Below are 18,292 nucleotides of genomic sequence, written 5' to 3'. Positions count from 1 at the left end.
CCGACCAGGCAGACGCAGCAGCTAGCGCGCAGGCAGCAGAGGAGTACACCGGCCTGCCCGCGCTGGCGCACACCGTGGGCATGCTGGGAGCGGCGCGGGGTAGAGGATCGGCTTCCAGAACCGACGGGGTAGCGAGGAAGGGGCGGGTGCGGGCCATGACCGACACGTGCAGGACGGGCGCCGAGGTCACCGAGGACGACCGGGAAGAGTTGGAGCGGTTGCGTGAGGAAGTCCACCACCTGCGGGCCCGCACGGTGGCCTGGCCACTGATAGCCCAGGCCCAGGGGGTGGTGCAGGAGCGCTACCGGCTCGCGGACGTGGAAAGCGCCTTCGCGCTGTTGCAGCACGTCTCCCAGCGGCGCAACGTCAAGCTACGCGCGTTGGCGGAGGCGCTGGTCGCGGCGCCGCGCCCGGACGAGAACCGAGACCTGTGGTTTCCGGGGCGCACCCGCCGCGTCCCGCCGGCCTTGGACCACCTCGGTCTCGACGATCCCGGTCACCTCAACCGGGGCGCCGTGCTGGATGCCGTTCTCTCCCAGGTGCTGGCCATCACCGATACGACCATGGGCAATGTGCAACTCGCCGACCGACCCGCACGCGGACTGCGGATGGCCAAGCACGTGGGCCTGAACTCCGACTTCGTACGCTTCTTCCACTTCGTCGGAGCAGATGGCACCTCCTGCGCGCGGGCCGCGAAGGAGAACAGGCAGATCACCGTGCACGATGTGGAGCAGGAGCCGGTGTTCACCGAGGATGCGCGCCGGGTGATTTTGGCCGCGGGCAGCAAGGCCGCCCACAGCGTGCCGCTGACCAGCGACTCCGGCGTATGCCTGGGCATGGTGTCCGCCCACCTCGATCACGTCCTGCGCCCCCTGTCCACCGCCCAAATCGACGCCATGGAGCGCGTCGGGCGCCAGGCCGGGCGCTGGCTGTTCTGGTACGACCGCACCGTGGTCATCGACGCGCTGGAGTACCTACATGCCACGGCGCGCAACTCAAAAGCCGCGCCCGCGCGGCGCCGGTAGGGCCGCGAGGTCAGGCCCTGCCGCGAAGTCGGCTTCCCCGGCAAGATCGGCTTTCCCGGCAAGATCGGGGCCCACGGCATGGCCGTGCTCCCCAGCCGGGTTGTGCCGCGCCGAGCGCCGCCTGCGGACGTAGCGCACTGCCTCGATCACGCCACTCAGCAAGAACGCGAGCCCCAGGCCCACCCCCACGGCCACCAGGTCGTTCTCCTGGAACAGGGCGCCGCCGACGTAGCCGATCAGCACGGTGTACGTGCTCCAGCACAGCCCCGCGACGGCGGCGAAGCAGACGTATCTGCGCCACGGGTAGCCGACCATGCCGGCCGAGACGGTGACCAGATAGCGCCCGAAGGGAATGAACCGGGAGGTCATCAGCACATAGCCGCCGCGAGCCGCCAGTGAGCCAGCGATCCAGTCGTGCGCCCGCCGGCGCTTGGTTCCGGGGCGCAGGCGGGCGCGGATGCGCTCTGCCACCAGGCGGCCGAGGAGGTAGGGGATCAGGTCGCCCAAGAACGCGCCGAGTGCCGTGGCAGCGATGCAGGCGAGGAGATGGGTGTCGCCGCTCGCCGCGTACACGCCCGCGACGACGATGACGGGCTCGCTCGGTATGAGGGGCAAGAAGGAGTCGAGCAGGGACACCGCGATGAGCACGCCGTAGAACCACGGGGACGCGATCAGCGTTTCGGCCATGTGCATCCAGTCGATCACCGTGCCGCCTGCGGTAAGCGAGACGACTGAGACAGCGGTGCGTCGCCGCCCTTGCCGCCGCCGTCCTGTTCCTTGAGTAGTGCGCCCATCGCGCGAGCGCCGTCGGGAGAGAAACAGAGTTCGAGGTTGGCAGCGGACTGTGCGGCGTGCGGGGTGGCGCGCTCGAACATCGCCTGCTCGTAACTCTCCAGTACGGCGATGCCGGCGCCGCCCGACTCTGCGATGGCGAGGCCGAGTTCGCCGGCGTCCTGGAGGGCGAGGTTGGCCCCTTCGCCGGCGAACGGCGACATGAGGTGGGCCGCATCGCCGAGCAGGGTGACCCCCGGCCGGGTGGGCCAGCGCAGGCCGACCGGGAGCATCAGGAGTGGACGGGGCAAGAAGGCGTCGTCGCAGTAGCGGATGAGGTCGGTCAACTGCGGTGCCCAGTCGGCGAAGTGACCGAGAAGTGCGGTGCGAGCCTGGGCGGGGTGGTCGCAGCGGATTCCCGAGGTGGTCAACCAGTCCTCGGGGACGCTGAGTCCGACATAGGTACGGACCGAACCGTCCCCGTTGCGCTGCGCCATGAGCGCCTTGCCGTCCGCGAAGGCAAAGAGGCTGCCGTGGCCGACCAGCCGCGACAGCGCGGGCCGGCGGCGCTCGACCTCCGCGATGCTGATCTCGATGAAGCTCACACCGGTGTACGTCGGCGTGGCATCGGTCAGCAGGGGCCGGACCCGCGACCAGCTGCCATCGGCGCCGACGAGCAGGTCACAGGTTCGCTCCTCGCCGCCCGGCTGCGGATGAGCTCGGGCTCCGCCTGCTTCCCCTCCCCCTCGATGCGGCACCGGTGCCCGTGATCGTCGCGTGGCATCAGCGGTACGAGGACGATCGGGCCCACGCCTGGCTGCGCTCCCTGGTAAGCACGGCCATTCGGCGGGCCACCGAACACCGGCCATGAACCAGGTGCCGGGGGGCCAGACACCGAAAGGCTAAGCATCGGGGTCAAGTGCCGGGCGGCCAGGCGGGTATTGCGGTTGCCGCCTCTTGTGCCCTGGAGGACCATGCCAGAATGCGCTTTTCCCTCAACATCCCGAACTTCGGAGACTTCGCCGATCCGCGGACTGTGGCGACGGTGGCAACAGCGGCGGAAGAAGCCGGATGGGACGCTCTGTTCGTCTGGGACCACGTGGTGCACGAGAAACGGCTGCGCCGCTCGTTCGGGGACCCCTGGATGCTGTTGACCGCGGCGGCCCTGGCCACCACGCGGATCGCGCTCGGGCCCATGGTCACCCCGGTTGCCCGGCGGCGACCGCAGCAGCTCGCCCGGCAGGTGTCCACCCTGGACGTGCTGAGCGGCGGGCGGGTCATCCTGGGCGTGGGTCTTGGCGGGCCGATCGAGGACGAGTACGGCAGCTTCGGCGAGTCCACCAACCCCAAGGTGCTCGCCGAACGCCTGGATGAGGGCCTGGAGTTGCTGACCCGCTACTGGTCGGGCGAGTCGGTGACCCACCACGGGCGGCACTATCAGGTCGAGGACGTGACCTTGCTGCCCACGCCGGTGCAGCGTCCGCGGGTGCCCATCTGGGTCGCCGGCTTTTGGCCGCATCGCCCCCCGATGCGGCGGGCCGCTCGGTGGGAAGGCGCGATCCCGCTCTTCAACTCGGCCAAGCATGGCCAAACGCCGTCCGTCGATGAGGTACGCGATCTGGTTGGCTATGTCCGGGAGCATCGCGGCGCACTGCGGGACCAACCGTTCGATATCGTCATCGGCGGCGCCAGCCCCACCGACCCGGCGCACGCACGCGACCTGCTCGGGCCGCTGATCGACGCGGGCGCCACCTGGTGGGACGAACGGCGCCCCATTCACGAGGAACTCGACCGGCTCGCTCCCCTCATGCGCCGCATCGAGCAGGGCCCGCCGGCCCTCTAGCCATCGGAACCCCGCAGCCCTCACCTGCCCAGCGACCCTCTCCGCCTACCGGCAGCATCCCCGTGGCCCTCGGGCCCTCGTGGCCCTCGTGGCCCTCGTGGCCCTCGTGAACATGGAGGGCTCCCCGCCCCGTGCGTGCGCACGTCCAGCAGTCCGGCAGCAGTCCGGGAGCTAGAAGACCGGGAGCGCAAGCAGCGTCTCGGTGTTGAGGACGAACAACCGGTTCCCGCTGCCCGCGGCCGTGCGGCCCCGGCCGCCCGTGAGCGGGTAGGACTGGGCGAGGCTGCGGGTGGAGCGCGGTAGACCGCTCACACCGGGTCCCTGGCTTTCGACCACCCATACGCTGTTTGCCTGCACGACGGGTGGCTGCCAAGGCGGTGCCGCCCCCGCAACGAACGACACGGGTCTGGCGTCCTCGCCGTTCGGGCGGAGGTAGCGCAGTGCCTCGCTGTCCAGGGTGAACACCTCGCCGCCCGCCACCGTGGGCGGACCCCAGCCGTACGACCCGCGCCGCACGGTGTGCAGTGGTTCCCGGCTCCACAGTTCCTTGCCGTCGCCTGCGCGCACCCCCGCGAAGGTGTGACCGCCGAGGAAGACGGTGCCGCCGTCGATGGCGGGGGCCAGGGCGGCGGCGGCCTGTCCCTTACGCACCCATGCCTTGGCACCGTCCTTGGCGCGCACCGCGACCACGTCACCCGAGGCACCGCACACCACCAGGACACCCGCACCGAGCGCCGCCGCCGGACGCCCGCCGGGCAGCGGCAAGGCAGGGGGGCGCGTCCAGCGCACGCCTGCGTCGGCCGTCGCCACGCAGACCAGGGCGCCTTCGGACGTCAGCGCGTAGACGTGGTCGGCGTCCGCGGCCAACAGGGCGCTCGCCCGTACGTCGGCGGTCCACTTGGGTTCGCCGGTCGAGGCGACGTAGGTACGCAGCACGCCGTCCGCATCCGCGGTGACCACGAGCCGGTCGGCGATGGACAGATAGCCGGCGGCGGCGTGCGCGGCGCCCGCCCGCCATCGCTGCGTCCCGTCCGTGACCCGGTGGGCCGCGATGCCGCCGCCGGCCGCCGCGAACACCACGACGTCCCGCACCGGCAACGGCGGCGGCGACCCGGCGTCGGCCACTCCCTGCACCGGGCCCCACAGGGGTTGCGGCGTCCCGGTGTCGGAGCCGAGTTGCGCGGGCCGTACGTCCACGGCTGGCGGCACATCGAACGGGTTGGACCGCGCGCCGCCACCCCCGCCGCCTCCGCTGCGATCGGTGAGCCACCACGCCACTCCACCCGCGCCGGCCGCCAGCACGGCGCCCCCACCGGCCAGGGCCAGCAGCAGCCGGCGGCGGGCGGGGCGGGCGCCGCCTGCTGGTAGGTCCGGGGCGTGGCCCGGTCGGGGGCCGGCCGGTCCTTCGTCCCCCACCAGGCGCCGGGCCGCGGCCTCAAGGCCCCGAATCTCGTCGGCCAACGGGCCGATGGTCCACAGCCGTTCGGAGCCGTGGGGTGGTTGGGCGGCGTCGGCGACCCACTCGGGCAGCGGCCGGGCGACCGGGTCCTTGGCGAAGCACGGTTCGATCAGGTGCCGCACCGGGGCGGGGACCAACTCCACATCGGGGGTGCCGTGCACCACCTCGTACAGCAGCGCCGCCACCGCCGCACCCGAGTACGGCGGCCGGCCCGTTGCGGCGAAGGCGAGGACCGCGCCGAGCGAGAAGATGTCCGCCGCCGGCCCGACGCGCCGCCCCAGCACCTGCTCCGGCGCTCCGTATCCCGGGGTGACCGGGACCTGGCCGGTCTGGGTGAGCGTCAGACCGTGCTCAGGCCTGGCGATGCCGAAGTCGATGATCCGTGGTCCGCCCGAGGTCAGCACCACATTGGACGGCTTGAGGTCGCGGTGGACCAGGCCGGTGGCATGAATGTCGCGGAGCGTGCTGGCCAAGGAACGGGCGACCTCCCGTATCAGGGCGTCACCGAACGGCCCGTACCGGCGTACCGCGTCATCCAACGTGGGCCCGGCGAGGAACTCGGTCGCGATCCATGGCCGTCCAGACTCCAGTTGCGCGCCGAGTACCCGGGCCACACCGTCGCTGGTCACTGCGCGCGCGGTCTGCGCCTCCCGAACGAAGCGCTCCGTGAGATTCCCGTCATTCACCAGGTCGGGCAGCAGCACCTTCACCGCGACAGCCTGCCCCGTCGCGTCCCGCCCGAGGTAGACCTTGCCCATGCCGCCCTGGCCGAGCACGCCGGCTATGCGGTACGGGCCGAGGCGGAGTGGATCTCCGAGGCCGAGCGGCTGCACGCGGCGTCCCTTCCTGGTGGGCTACGGGTGTCTTGGTGGTGGGTGGCGGGTGTCTTGGTGGTGGGTGGCGGGTGCCAGGTGGTGTGCGACGGGTTGCGGGTTATGAGTGGGGGCGACAGGTGCCGGGGGCGGCCGGCGCTCAGGCGAGTGGCAGGGCGAACGTCTGCCGCAGTTCGCGGGCGTACAGGCGGCCTCGCTGATGGTCGGCGGTCAGGACGGTCGCGTCGGTCTCGAACGTCCACACCGCGCGACGCGTGCGCAGGTCCACGGCGCGCAGTCCCTTGTCGTCGAGGCTGTAGACATACTTCGCGCCGACCACCGGCGGCACCTCACGGTTCAGGCTCCTGCCTTTCAGATCCTTCTCCAGCCAGTTGATGCTGCCCGTGATGGCGTCCACGGCGACCACCCCACGGTCGCCCTCCGAGCAGTAGACGACGCCGTCCCGCACGGTGGGCGCCCCGTACAGTCGGGTCTCGCCCGCACTGCTGCCGACGTCCCGCGGCTCGCCGAACAGCCACTCCGAGCCGCCGTCGGAGAGCCGGTAGGCCTGGAGCGACGTGCCGGTGAGGTAGAGGTGCCGTTCGTCGTGGGCGAGTTGGCTGGGGGGCGCACCCTCGGAGCTTTCGTGAAGCGACCAGCGCTTCTGTCCATCGGCGAGGGCGTGGGCGGACAGCTCGAACATATCGGTGTCCGGCAGGCCCCGGCACAGCAGCAGTTGGTCGCCGCGTACCGCGCCGCACAGCATCGGTGGTCGGCGTGCGTCCTCCGGCTCCGCCACCGGCTCGCGCCAACGTTGTCGGCCAGTGCGCAGGTCGAAGGCGAGCAGGTGCCACTGGCCCCCGGAGGAGGCGCGCGCCACCAGGTAGGCGCTGCCCTTCACCACACACAGCAGTTGATTGCGGGCCTCATCGCCGGCGAAATCCGCCGTCTCGACCAACGGTTTGCCCAGTGCGCCATCGGTGGGGGCGATCTCGCACAGGGCGAGCCGGTCGCCCTCGTCATGCTCGCGCAGCGCGTACACCTTCGTGCCGTCGGTGGCCCACCGCCACCCATCGGACATGTTCGTCTGCCAAGTACCCACGCCGCTTCGGCGTTGACGCCGGTCAGCACGATCCCCGCCGGGATGGCCAACCCGTGCTCGGTCAGCAGGACGTCACCCCATGCGTCCGGGCGGCGCACCGGGAACGTCCATATCCGGGGCGGCGGTGGCATGCCCTTCGGCTGCTTCGTGGCATCCCCGTTACTGCCGTCGCTGCCGTCGCTGCCGTCCGCACGGTCCGTGCCGTCCCGGCCGCCGAGCAGGGCATACGCGCCGCCGCCCGCCAGGCCGGCGCCGGCAAGCACCGCGCCGGCGGTCACCGCCATCATCCGGCGCCGCGACATGCCGGGGCGGTTCGGGGCGGCCCCCGGCGGCGCCTCGGGAGGCGGGGGCGGCAGCCGGGGCGGGGCCGGCCGCCATACGTGTTCACCGCGCCGTGCGATCTCGCGTAGCACAGCGTCCGGCAGCACGTCCACGAAGCGGCGCGGGGCTGTGCTTGCTGTGCTTGCTGTGCTTGCTGAGTCTGCTGAGCCCTGGATGAGTGTGGCGCCTTCGGTGAGTGCGGCGGCCAACTCCCCGGTCGTCGGGCGGTCCGCCGGGCTCTTGGCCAGGCAGCGCACGAGTACGGGCACGAGCTCTGGGGGCACCCCGCCGAGGTCCGGATCTGCGTACCGGACGCGGTACAGCAAGTCGGTGGGCTGCCCCGCGCCGAAGGGACCGTGTCCGGAGACGGCGAAGACGAGTACGCCGGCGAGCGCGAACACATCGCCCGCCGCGGTGTGTTCCGCACCCGCGGCCTGCTCAGGCGACATGAAGGCAGGGGTTCCCATGGCGTTGCCGACATGGGTGAGCGGCTCCTCGCCAACAGCCCGGGCGATCCCGAAGTCGATGATCTTCGGTCCTGACGTCGTCACCATGACGTTGGCCGGCTTGAGGTCGCGGTGCACCACCTCCGAGCGGTGGAGTTGCCCCAGCCCCTCCGCCAGGGCAGCGCCCAGCACCCGCACGGCGAGCTCAGGAAAGGCGCCACCGGTCTTCACCGCGTCATCCAACGGCGGGCCGATCACGTACTCGGTCGCCAGCCAGGGCCCAGGCGCGGACGGGTCCGCGTCGTGGACGGCGGCGCCGTGCCGGCCACCGATGACGCGCGCCGCATCCGCCTCAAGCCGGAAACGGCTGCGTACCGCCGGGTCGGAGGCCAGCCGATGGTGCAGCACCTTGACGGCCACGGTGCACCCGCCAGCGGTGCGGGCCAAATAGACCGTGCCCATGCCACCGGCGCCGAGCCGGGCCAGCAGCCGGTAGGGCCCGATGGTGTGGGGGTCGTCGTGGAGCAGAGCGGACGGCAAGGGCTCAACGCACCTTCGCAGGCATTTCCATGGCGAGCACGCGCGCCGCCTGCTCGGACAGCGCCGCAACAACGCGGCCCGGCAGCGACATGGGCTCGCTGCGCTCGACATGGGTTCCGTACGCGGCGCCCGGCGCCAACTCCTGCATGACGCGCACCGGCTCGGGCCGCTCCCCCGGGACCCGCGCAAGACAGGCCGTGATCACCGTGCGCAGCCCGGCAGGGATCTCGACCTGCTCCGGAACGGTATGTCCGGTCGCCACATACGCAAGGACCGCACCCAGCGCGTACACATCGCCCGGCGGATCGACGGCTTGGCCCGCGAACTGCTCGGGCGCCACGCACCCTCGATCGAGGCCGGGCAGCTCGGCGTGCGGTGTGCCCTCGGGCGCCGCTGCGCGCGCCGCTGGGTCGTGGAGCGCCGCTATGCGCGTCGCTCCGAGGCAGGCCAGCAGCGGCCCGTACGCGGTGAGCAGGACCGTGGCAGGGCTAACGCCCCCGTGGGACACGCCTAGCACATGTGCCGACGCCAACGCCTCGGCCAACGCTGCGCCGATAACGCGCACGGACTCCTCGGGCAGTGGGCCGCCGTGTGCGGCGATGGCCGCGGTCAGGGGCAGGACGGGGCGGTAAGGAGTGGCGTGCCAGGGAAAGGCCGCGGTGCCCCCGACCTGCGCCACCGGCCAGAACCCGGGCTGCGTCAACTGGTTGGCCCAGCGTGCCTCGGCAGCCCAGCGGCCCGGGTCTGCGCCCGGCGCGGGCAGGCTCATCAGCACGGTGCGTGCCCCGTCCGCGCTGCGCGCCACGTAGCGGCGGTCGGGTGCCACACGTCTATCGCTCGCTGCGTCCAATCGGGCAAGCGTGACGTACTCTCCGATTCGTGGCGGGTCGCTGTGCCGTAGCCCTTCCATCGCCGCCCCCTTAGCCAGCACCGACAGGCGAGCCTACCTGCGCGTCCGCAGCCGGCGTCCCGCGGGGGCGGGGGCGGGGCGCGGGGTGTGTGGGGGCGTCATCAACGGTTACTGGGGCCACCCGGTCGGCGTCTGAGAGACGAAGGCTCGCACATGCGCCCATGCTGCTGCCTCGTATTTCTCCGCGAGCCAACCGCGCTGACAGCCCTGGCGGTGGGCTGACCTGCCCAGACGGGAAACGGAAGAAGTCCATCCGGCGCCCCGAGGTGCGGCCATGGCCCGTTCCGCCGCAGGCCGCCCGCCGTTCATGCGCCCCTGGTGGGATGCCTGGCGCGTGACGCACCCGCGTCACCTCAGCACCTGGAGGCGCGGATGAACCTGGTGGTCAATGGCGATGCCGAGGCGGGGCCCGGCGGCAATGTCGAGCCGGTCGCATCGGTAACCGGTTGGGCCGTCACGCAGGGAGCGCCCGCGCTCATCGGCTACGACATCGGCGGCGGCTACCCCTCGCCGGCCGACCCCGGGCCCGCCAGACGCGGCAGCCGGTTCTTCTCCGGCGGCAACTCCCCGCGTACGGCACTGGTCCAAGACGTCAGGCTGCCCAGACACGGTCGCACCGGGCGGCGTGCGGTCGATCAATGTGCCGTGCGCTTCACCGCCGCCGCCTGGCTAGGCGGCTATGCGGGGCAGCAGGACGGTGCCCGCTTCTCCGTCGAGTTCCGCGACGCCCACGGGACGCCGCTCGCCCTCGCCGTACTCGGCCCCGTGGCCGCGGGCGAACGCGAAAACCGTACGGGCCTGGTGGAGCGTACGAGCACGGGCACGGTGCCACCCAGGTCACGTACGGCGCGGCTCCTGCTCGTCTTCACCCGCTCCGGCGGTGGCACCTCCAACGACGGCTACGCCGACGCCCTGTCCCTCACCCTCACCCATCACCGTGGAGGCCGGGCGTGAACCTCAACCGCCGTGACCTGCTCAAGGCGGCTGCCGCCGCCGGCGCCCTCAACGTCGTCTGGCCGCTCAGCGCCGGACTCTCGCCCGCCCAGGCCCGGGAGGCCGCCGAGGCACTGGGCGCGGACTACGACCCGGCCCCGTTCACCCTCGGCGTCGCATCGGGTGACCCGCAGCCGCACAGCGTCGTGCTGTGGACCCGACTCGCGCCCGAGCCGCTGGCCGCCGAACAAAAGCTCCCGGAAATCGTCGAAGTCCACTGGGTCGTAGCGCAGGACCGCGAGCTGCGGCGAGTGGTGGCGAGCGGCACCGTCGCGGCGTCGGCCACCCTCGGCCACAGCGTGCACGTGCCCGTTCACGGCCTGCGCCCGGGGCGCCATTACTGGTACGGCTTCCGGGCCCTTGGCAAGCGCAGCCGAGTCGGCCGCACCAAGACCGCGCCAACTGGCCGCGTCTCGAAGGTCCGCTTCGCCGCCGCCAACTGCCAGGCGTTCCACGACGGCTTCTACGCGGCACATCGGGGCATCGCCCGCGAGAACGTGGACTTCGTGATGCACCTGGGCGACTACATCTACGAGCACGGCCCAGTCGGCGGCGACCATGTGCGCGACCACAACGCGCCCGAGGTGCTCACCCTCGCCGACTACCGCGTACGGCACGCGCTGTACAAGGGCGATGCGTCGCTGCGCGAGGCGCACGCCGCCCATCCGTGGTTTTTGACCTGGGACGACCACGAGGTGGTCAACGACTACAGCGGCACCGGTGGCGGGGCGCCGTTCATGCAGCGGCGAGCCGCCGCGTACCAGGCCTGGTACGAGCACATGCCCCACCGTGACGCCGGCAACTCGGCGCTGCCGGACCCGGAGATCCACCGGCTGCGGCGCTGGGGCGACCTGCTGGAGCTGACCATTCTCGACCTGCGCTCCTACCGTTCCGCACAGAACCTGCCGGACGGCACCATCCTGGGCGCCCAACAAAAGGAGTGGCTGGGACGCGGCCTGGGCAACGCCGGAGACGCCTGGCACTGCTGGGCCAACTCGATCATGCTCAGCCAACTCCGCGGCAGGCCGGGCGGCGGCTATATGTTCACCGACCAGTGGGACGGCTTCCTCACCGAACGCAAGGAGGTGCTGACGCGGGTGCACGACGCCGGACTTGAGGACCTCGTGGTGATCACCGGCGACTGGCACTCGGCCTTCGTCGATGACATCAGGCCCGACTACGACGACACCTCGTCCCCGGTCATCGGCACCGAGTTCACGGCCCACTCCGTCACATCGGGTGCCTACAGCGCAGAGTGGAACAAGACCAACGGCCCGCTCATGGGCGCCGCCAACCCCCACCTCCAGTATTTCGAGGGCAACCGCTACGGCTACGACATCCACGAGGTCACACCCAAGCGCTGGAGCACCCACATGCGCGTCATCGCCGACCGCCGCGACCCGGTCGCCCCCGTCACCACCCTCACCACCTTCCACGTGGACCGCGGCACGGCGGGCGCGTACGAGGACAAGGGCACGAAGGGGTCGGCGGCGCAGTACCGCAGGGACCGGTAGCGGGTAACGGGCAAGCCCGGAGCGCACACGGGCGCGTCAGGGGGCGCGGCCGTGTGCGGGGGCGCGGCCGGATGGGGCGGGCGCCGGCGCCTTGAGCGCGGGGGCCTCGGGGCCCGGGGCCCGGGGCCCTTTCAGGTCGGGCAATCAGTCACCATCACGCGAAGACGCGGGCGCCCAACCGTGCGAAGGCCCGCTGGACCACCTGAATCGCTGGCCCGGCAGGGAACCAGCGCCCTCCCATCGGGTCGTCAGCGTGCAGCACCGACCCGCCTTTGACCGTGAGCAGCACGGATGCCGGGATACGCGCTCCGACCGCCTCCCTACCAAAGGGGAACCTGCGGCCGGCCAAGCCGCAGCCCTATCGGTACCCCCGCCGCCCCCGCGCCCCGGCGCGATTCGAGGCGCACGCATAGGTCCCCGCGCCCGGGGCACTCGCCTCCTCGGCCCGGCCGAAGACCGACAGCGGTGTTCGCGAACCCGCTTCTGAGCGCGGGAGAATGAGGTGCAGCAGAGATGATCAACAACGCCAAGATAGGTGTGGCCCTCGTCGGGGGCTACGCCCTGGGGCGTACAAAGAAGGCGAAACTGGCGCTCGGCCTGGGCATGTTCCTGGCGGGTAAGAAGCTGGGCACCAATCCCAAGCAGCTCGCCGAGTTGGCCGCCAAGTCTCCGGTGCTCTCCTCGCTCAACGAGCAGGTCCGTGGGGAACTGGTGGATGCCACAAAGTCGGCGGCCACCTCCGCGCTGACTCGGCGCATGACGAGCATGGCGGACTCCCTGCACGAACGGACGCTGGACCTCGACGGCCAGCGCGACGATGACGATACGGCCCGCGACGACGCCCGCGACGGTGACGCCCGTGATGACGCGGACGAGCGCGATGAGCCGGAGGCAGCCGAAGAGTCGGAAGAGTCTGGCGAGGCCGACGAACCGGCGGACGAGCAGCCGAGCGCGGGCGGCGCGCGGGAGAAGAGGACGAAGGCCCCCCGTCAGACCTCCGGCGCGTCGGCCCGTGCCTCCCGGACGCCCCGAACCGCCAAGAAAACGGCGTCCGGTAGCGCGCGAAAGACCGCTTCCGCCGCTCGCGAGAAGACGTCGGACACGCGGAAGAAGACCGCCAGGACGCCGCGGAAGACCAGCGAGCGGGGAGGTGGCCGTGGCTGAGGCACAGGGCAACAACGTCAAGGACCAGGTGACCCGCAGCCCGGCCGCCGAGCACCTCAAGGAGGAGCTGCGGAACTACCTCCAGGCCCGTACCGAACACGCCGTATCCGCCCTCGGCGACCGGCTGAGCCAACGCGTCAGCAGTCTGGGCGAGCCCGGCCAGGGCGCCGGCGCCCTCACCAAGGGGCTGGCCAAGGGCGGTGAGGCGCTCAGCGAAGGCAAGTCGCCGGCGCGTGCAGCGCTGTCCGCGGGTGCGTCGCAGCTCGGGGAGACCGTGAAGGACAAGGTCAAGAGCGTATTCGGTAAGGCCAAGGGCAAGGGCCGCCCTGGGGGCAGTGGTACGTCCAAGCGCGTGGTGATCGTCGAGGACATCGACGTGGGTGTGCCGGTGCGCGAGGCGTACGACCAGTGGACGCAGTTCCAGGAGTTCAGCCGCTTCGCCAAGGGCGTCGTCAGCGTCGAGAAGACGGACGACACCACCAGCAACTGGAAGGTGAAGGTGGCCAAGTCCACCCGTAGTCTGCGGGCGAACGTCACCGAGCAGGTGCCGGACCAGCGGATCACCTGGACCACCGAGGGCGCCAAGGGAACCGTCAAGGGTGTGGTGACCTTCCACCCCATCACCGACGACCTCACCCGGGTGCTGCTGGTCCTCGAATACTTCCCCAAGGGCCTGTTCGAGAAGACCGGCAACCTCTGGCGCGCACAGGGCCGCCGGGCCCGTCTCGACCTCAAGCTCTACCGCGCCTTCATCATGACGCGCGGCGAGGCAACGGATGGCTGGCGCGGCACCGTCGAGGATGGCGAGGTCGTCCAAAGCCACGAGGAGGCCGTGGAGGAAGAGGAATCGCAGCCCCGCGGCGGACACGAGGACCCGGACGAGCGCGACGCCCGAGCGGACGCGGACGACTCCGCGGACGACGAGGACGGCGACGCTGACTCCGATCCCGAGGACCTCGACGGCGGCGAACAGGGCGAGGGTGCCTACAAGGACGAGGCCGACGACGAGTACGAGGACGACGAAGTCGGCGCCGACCCGCACGCGGAGCTTGAGGGCGAGGACGCCGACGCCGACGCCGACGCCGACGATCTCGCGGATGACGAGTACGGGGACGAGGCCGACCCAGAAGACCGTGACCCGCAGGACGTGCGGGAGAGCGCCGGGGCCCGTCGCTGAGCCGGCCGTGAGGCCGCTGAAGACCGGGGTGGGGAGGAGATCGCCGGGTCGGGGCGTCACGCCTGTGTGGCGCGCCCCGGCCCGGCGCTGGCCTGTCCGGTCAGGCCAGCGAGCCGAGGCGCCCGCTGCGTACCGATGGGTCGTGGTGGATCGGGGTGTGCGCGCCGGTGAGCGGGATGCCGCTGCCGCCGCGGCGGTTGGCCACGATCTCGGCCGCGATGGACAGGGCCGTCTCCTCGGGCGTGCGGGCACCGAGGTCCAGGCCGATCGGGGAACGTAGCCGGGTCAGTTCACGCTCGGTCAGACCGGCTTCGCGCAGCCGGTCCAGGCGATCCAGGTGGGTGCGTCGCGAGCCCATGGCCCCGACGTAGCCGACCGGTAGCCGTAGCGCGCGTTCCAGCAGCGGGATGTCGAACTTGGCGTCGTGAGTGAGTACGCACAGCACCGTGCGGGCGTCGATTCCCTGGCCACACTCCCGCGCCCCGGCCCCGGCCCCGGCCCCAGGCCCGGCCCCGGCCTCCGTCACCGGCTCAGCCGTACGTTCCGTCTGCGCGTCCAGATAGCGGTGTGGCCATTCGATGACGATCTCGTCGGCGTCCGGGAAGCGACGTGCGGTGGCGAAGACCGGGCGGGCGTCGCACACCGTCACGTGATAGCCGAGGAACTTGCCGACCCGTGTCAGCGCGCTCGCGAAGTCGATGGCGCCGAAGACGATCATGCGGGGTGGCGGCACACTGGACTCGACCAGCAGGGTGACCGGCTGCCCGCACCGGGTGCCCGCCGCACTGAGGGTGCGGGTGCCGGTGCGGCCGGCGTCGAGTAGGGCGGCCGTTTCGGAGGCTGCGGTCCGGTCGAGTTCGAGGTGGCCGCCGAGCGAGCCGGTGTACTGGCCACCGGGTCGGACGAGGAGGGCCCCGCCGATGAGGTCGGCCGGGCCCGCGACAACCCGCGCGACCGCCGCCGCCTGCCCGCGAGCGGCGACGGCCAGCGCTTCGGTGAGTGTTTGCGGAGTGCCGGCGCAGGCACCCGCCTGCGGAGCGCCGGCCGGCGAGGGTGCGGTCGCAGCGCTCTTCGGCCCGGTGCCGTGGAACACCGGTGTGACCAGGATGTCGATCACACCGCCGCAGGTGAGGCCCACGGCGAAGGCGTCCTCGTCGCTGTAGCCGAAGCGTTCGACGGCGCTCTCGCCGCTGTGTAGGGCCCGCTCGCACATCTCGTATACCGCCCCCTCCACACACCCGCCAGAGACCGACCCGACCGCCTCGCCCCGGCTGTCCACGGCGAGCGCGGCCCCGGGCAGTCGGGGCGCGCTGCCGCTGACGGCGACCACCGTGGCGACGGCGAAGTCGAGCCCCCGCTCGCACCACCGGTGGAGCTCCTCGGCGATGTCCAGCATGGTGTTCATCTCCCTTGGCGTTTGCCTCGATGGTGCGTACGAGCGGGCGGCCGGCGCGGGCGTGTTACTTCGCGCCGAGCCAGTTCTCTATCGGGTTGGCGTTCATGATCACCCCGCGGAGCCCGGTGACGACCAGGAGCGTGATCACCGCGCCGTAGCTGATGCGCATGCCCATAGCCTGCGGCCACGTCAGGGGGTACGCCATCGCCATGCGTCCTGCGCCGTGGTCGGTGGCTCTGTTGGCGACTGGGTCACGGTGCCTGTCTCCAGCGGTTCATGGGGCACCCGCGGTACGGCCGAGGTGTCGCGCGGTCCGCGGTGCCTACGGGTCGGGGATGCGTACGGTCGGGGATGCGTACGGTCGGGGGTGCGTACGACGGGAGGTTCCGTACGCGGTTCCCGCCGGACGCCGCCCGGTGCGCTGGGCGCTCAGGTTCCGGTGAGGTGTTCCGGCCGTACCGGGACCCGGGTCAGCGCGAGGCCCGTCGCCGCGCGGATCGCCGAGACGACGGCCGGTGTGGCGGAGAGGGTCGGCGCCTCGCCAACACCGCGCAGCCCATACGGGGCGTGCTGGTCGGCGAGTTCGAGCACATCGGCCGGGATGCTCGGGGTGTCCAAGATGGTGGGGATCAAGTAGTCCGTGAAGGACGGGTTGCGCACCTTCCCGTCCGGCGCGACCACGATTTCCTCCATCACGGCGAGCCCAAGGCCCTGGGTGGTGCCGCCCTGGATCTGGCCGAGCACCGACAGGGGGTTGAGCGCCTTGCCGACGTCCTGGGCGCAGGCCAGTTCGATGACCTTGACCAGGCCGAGTTCGGTGTCCACCTCGACCACGGCGCGGTGTGCGGCGAACATGTATTGGACATGGCCGAAGCCCTGGCCGGTGTGCGGGTCGAGCGGCTCGGTGGGGCGGTGCCGCCATTCGCGCTCGACGTCGATGCTCTCGTCCCCGATGACATGCACCAGGTCGGCCAGCACCTCGCCGTCATCGGTGACCACCTTGCCGCTCTCCAGGAGGAGTTCGGCGGTGGCCCAGGCCGGGTGGTAGCTGCCGAACCGGACGCGCCCGAGTTCGAGCACTCGCTCCCGTACGAGCTCGCAGGCGTGACGGACCGCGCCGCCGGTGACGTAGGTCTGCCGGGAGGCGGAGGTGGAGCCCGCGGACCCGATGCGGGTGTCGGCGGGGTGGATGGTGACCTGGGTGACGCCCAGTTCGGTACGGGCAATCTGGGCGTGCACCGTGACGCCGCCCTGGCCGACCTCGGCCATCGCGGTGTACACCGCGGCGACCGGCTCGCCGCCGATCACTTGGAGCCGCACCCGGGCGGTGGAGTAGTCGTCGAACCCCTCCGAGAAGCCGACGTTCTTGATGCCGACCGCGTAGCCGACGCCGCGCACCACGCCCTCGCCGTGCGTGGTGTTGGACAGACCGCCGGGTAGCGCCCGTACGTCGATGGACTCGCCTGACTCATCGGCGGTGATCCACTGCTGCTCGGGCGGCATGGGCATCGCCTTGACACGACGCAGCAGTTCGGCGACCGGTGCCGGGGAGTCCACCGCCTGGCCCGTGGGCAGTCTGGTGCCCTGGGTCATGGCGTTGAGTCGCCGGAACTCGACCGGGTCCATGCCCAGTTCGGCGGCGAGCTTGTCCATCTGTGACTCGTAGGCGAAGCACGCCTGGACCGCGCCGAAGCCGCGCATGGCGCCGCAGGGCGGGTTGTTGGTGTAGAGCGCGAGCGCCTCGGTCTCGACGTTGTCGATGGCGTACGGGCCAGCGCCGAGCGAGGCGGCGTTGCCGACGACGGCCGGGGAAGCCGAGGCGTAGGCGCCGCCGTCGAGCACGATGCGGCACGTCATGTACTGGATCATGCCGTCCCGGCTGGCCCCGTGCTCGTAGTGGAGCCTGGCCGGGTGGCGGTGGACGTGCCCGAAGAACGACTCGAACCGGTTGTAGACGATCTTGACGGGTTTGCCGGTGCGCAGTGCGAGCAGGCAGGCGTGGGCCTGCATGGACAGGTCCTCGCGCCCGCCGAACGCGCCGCCGACGCCGGAGAGTGTCATCCGCACCTTGTCCTCGGGCAACCCGAGGACGGGCGCGAGTTGCCGCAGGTCGGAGTGGAGCCACTGGGTGGCGATGAACAGGTCCACACCGCCGTCCTCTGCGGGCATCGCAAGGCCCGACTCGGGGCCGAGGAACGCCTGGTCCTGCATGCCCACCTCGTAGTCGCCGCTGACCACGACGTCGGCCCGGGCCCTGGCGGCTGCGACGTCGCCGCGTGTGACGGGCTGTCGGTGCAAGATGTTGGGGTGTGGCACGTGTGCGGCGTGGGAGTCGGTTCGGTGCGGGTGCAGCACCGGGGCGTCCGCGGCGAGCGCGGCGGCCTCGTTGGTGATCGGCGGCAGTTCCCGGTACTCCACCACGATCTTGGCTGCGGCGCGGCGTGCGGTCTCCGGGTGATCGGCGGCGACGATGGCGACCGGTTCGCCGTGGAACCGTACGACGTCGTCGGCCAGCACCGGTTGGTCGCGGATCTCCAGGCCGTAGTGGGTGCCGGCAGGCAGGTCCTGATGGGTCATGACAGCGTGGACGCCGGCCGTCGCCAGGGCCTGGGAGACGTCGATGGACAGGATCTCCGCGTACGCGTGCGGGCTGCGCAGCGTGCAGCCCCACAGCATGTCCTCGTGCCAGAGATCGGATGCGTACGCGAAGTCGCCGGTGACCTTGAGCGTGCCGTCCGGGCGCAGCGTGGACTCGCCGATGGCGCCCTTGGTGTGGCTGCCTTGGGTGAGGCTGGTGGGGATACGGGTGACGCCCATGG

At 71.5% G+C, this 18,292-nt stretch carries 14 protein-coding genes; 6 read left to right on the top strand and 8 right to left on the bottom strand.

All coding sequences use genetic code 11. The features are described 5' to 3' along the window. Positions 1-155: 155 nt before the first annotated feature. Positions 156-1,025 (top strand): ANTAR domain-containing protein, encoded by an 870-nt coding sequence (locus FHS42_RS15365; RefSeq protein ID WP_184572781.1) that lies wholly within the window; start codon positions 156-158, stop codon positions 1,023-1,025. On the opposite strand, the gene FHS42_RS15360 is transcribed toward FHS42_RS15365, so the two are convergent. Together FHS42_RS15360 and FHS42_RS38625 are read right to left on the bottom strand one after the other, a co-directional pair. Continuing rightward, positions 996-1,730, bottom strand: coding sequence for a DedA family protein (locus FHS42_RS15360; protein ID WP_184572780.1), 735 nt, complete (start codon positions 1,728-1,730; stop codon positions 996-998). The genes FHS42_RS15365 and FHS42_RS15360 overlap by 30 nt on opposite strands. Further along, positions 1,727-2,554: an FAD-dependent oxidoreductase gene (locus tag FHS42_RS38625; protein WP_184572779.1), complete on the bottom strand. Its 828-nt coding sequence runs from the start codon at positions 2,552-2,554 to the stop codon at positions 1,727-1,729. The genes FHS42_RS15360 and FHS42_RS38625 overlap by 4 nt, the downstream gene beginning before the upstream one ends. Positions 2,555-2,778: 224 nt before the next feature. Between FHS42_RS38625 and FHS42_RS15350 the strand changes: the two genes are divergently transcribed. Beyond that, positions 2,779-3,639, top strand: a complete 861-nt coding sequence (locus FHS42_RS15350; protein WP_184572778.1) for an LLM class flavin-dependent oxidoreductase — start codon at positions 2,779-2,781, stop codon at positions 3,637-3,639. A gap of 171 nt (positions 3,640-3,810) precedes the next feature. Here the strand turns inward: FHS42_RS15350 and FHS42_RS38620 are convergent, their stop codons facing one another. The 4 genes from FHS42_RS38620 to FHS42_RS15330 all read right to left on the bottom strand — a co-directional run bounded on the left by FHS42_RS38620 (position 3,811) and on the right by FHS42_RS15330 (position 9,145). Beyond that, the gene (locus tag FHS42_RS38620) at positions 3,811-5,931 is read right to left on the bottom strand and encodes a serine/threonine-protein kinase (RefSeq protein WP_184572777.1); all 2,121 of its coding nucleotides are present in this window, start codon (positions 5,929-5,931) and stop codon (positions 3,811-3,813) included. A 139-nt stretch (positions 5,932-6,070) separates the two neighbouring features. Then, the gene (locus tag FHS42_RS15340) at positions 6,071-6,814 is read right to left on the bottom strand and encodes an outer membrane protein assembly factor BamB family protein (RefSeq protein WP_184572776.1); all 744 of its coding nucleotides are present in this window, start codon (positions 6,812-6,814) and stop codon (positions 6,071-6,073) included. Beyond that, positions 6,808-8,319 (bottom strand): serine/threonine-protein kinase, encoded by a 1,512-nt coding sequence (locus FHS42_RS15335; protein WP_184572775.1) that lies wholly within the window; start codon positions 8,317-8,319, stop codon positions 6,808-6,810. Before FHS42_RS15335 ends, FHS42_RS15340 begins: the two co-directional genes overlap by 7 nt. A 4-nt stretch (positions 8,320-8,323) precedes the next feature. Continuing rightward, positions 8,324-9,145 (bottom strand): protein kinase family protein, encoded by an 822-nt coding sequence (locus FHS42_RS15330; protein WP_312866885.1) that lies wholly within the window; start codon positions 9,143-9,145, stop codon positions 8,324-8,326. Between the two features lie 456 nt (positions 9,146-9,601). Between FHS42_RS15330 and FHS42_RS15325 the strand changes: the two genes are divergently transcribed. The 4 genes from FHS42_RS15325 (at position 9,602) to FHS42_RS15315 (ending at position 14,077) form a co-directional block, all read left to right on the top strand. After that, positions 9,602-10,183, top strand: coding sequence for a phosphoesterase (locus tag FHS42_RS15325; RefSeq protein WP_184572773.1), 582 nt, complete (start codon positions 9,602-9,604; stop codon positions 10,181-10,183). Beyond that, positions 10,180-11,736: an alkaline phosphatase D family protein gene (locus FHS42_RS15320; protein WP_184572772.1), complete on the top strand. Its 1,557-nt coding sequence runs from the start codon at positions 10,180-10,182 to the stop codon at positions 11,734-11,736. Before FHS42_RS15325 ends, FHS42_RS15320 begins: the two co-directional genes overlap by 4 nt. A 513-nt stretch (positions 11,737-12,249) precedes the next feature. After that, complete coding sequence (locus tag FHS42_RS37070; protein WP_246494832.1) at positions 12,250-12,900, top strand: hypothetical protein; 651 nt, start codon at positions 12,250-12,252, stop codon at positions 12,898-12,900. Beyond that, the gene (locus FHS42_RS15315) at positions 12,893-14,077 is read left to right on the top strand and encodes an SRPBCC family protein (RefSeq protein WP_312866884.1); all 1,185 of its coding nucleotides are present in this window, start codon (positions 12,893-12,895) and stop codon (positions 14,075-14,077) included. Before FHS42_RS37070 ends, FHS42_RS15315 begins: the two co-directional genes overlap by 8 nt. Before the next feature lie 100 nt (positions 14,078-14,177). Here the strand turns inward: FHS42_RS15315 and FHS42_RS15310 are convergent, their stop codons facing one another. Both FHS42_RS15310 and pucD read right to left on the bottom strand, forming a co-directional pair. Then, complete coding sequence (locus FHS42_RS15310) at positions 14,178-15,473, bottom strand: XdhC family protein (RefSeq protein ID WP_184572952.1); 1,296 nt, start codon at positions 15,471-15,473, stop codon at positions 14,178-14,180. Positions 15,474-15,902: 429 nt separating this feature from the next. Further along, positions 15,903-18,290 carry a xanthine dehydrogenase subunit D gene (gene pucD / locus FHS42_RS15305; RefSeq protein ID WP_184572770.1) on the bottom strand — a complete coding sequence of 796 codons (2,388 nt, stop codon included), beginning with the start codon at positions 18,288-18,290 and terminating at the stop codon, positions 15,903-15,905. Between the last annotated feature and the right edge of the window lie 2 nt (positions 18,291-18,292).

Source organism: Streptomyces zagrosensis (genome assembly GCF_014203645.1).
GTDB lineage: Bacteria > Actinomycetota > Actinomycetes > Streptomycetales > Streptomycetaceae > Streptomyces > Streptomyces zagrosensis.
This window is presented reverse-complemented; position numbering and strand designations above follow the sequence as displayed.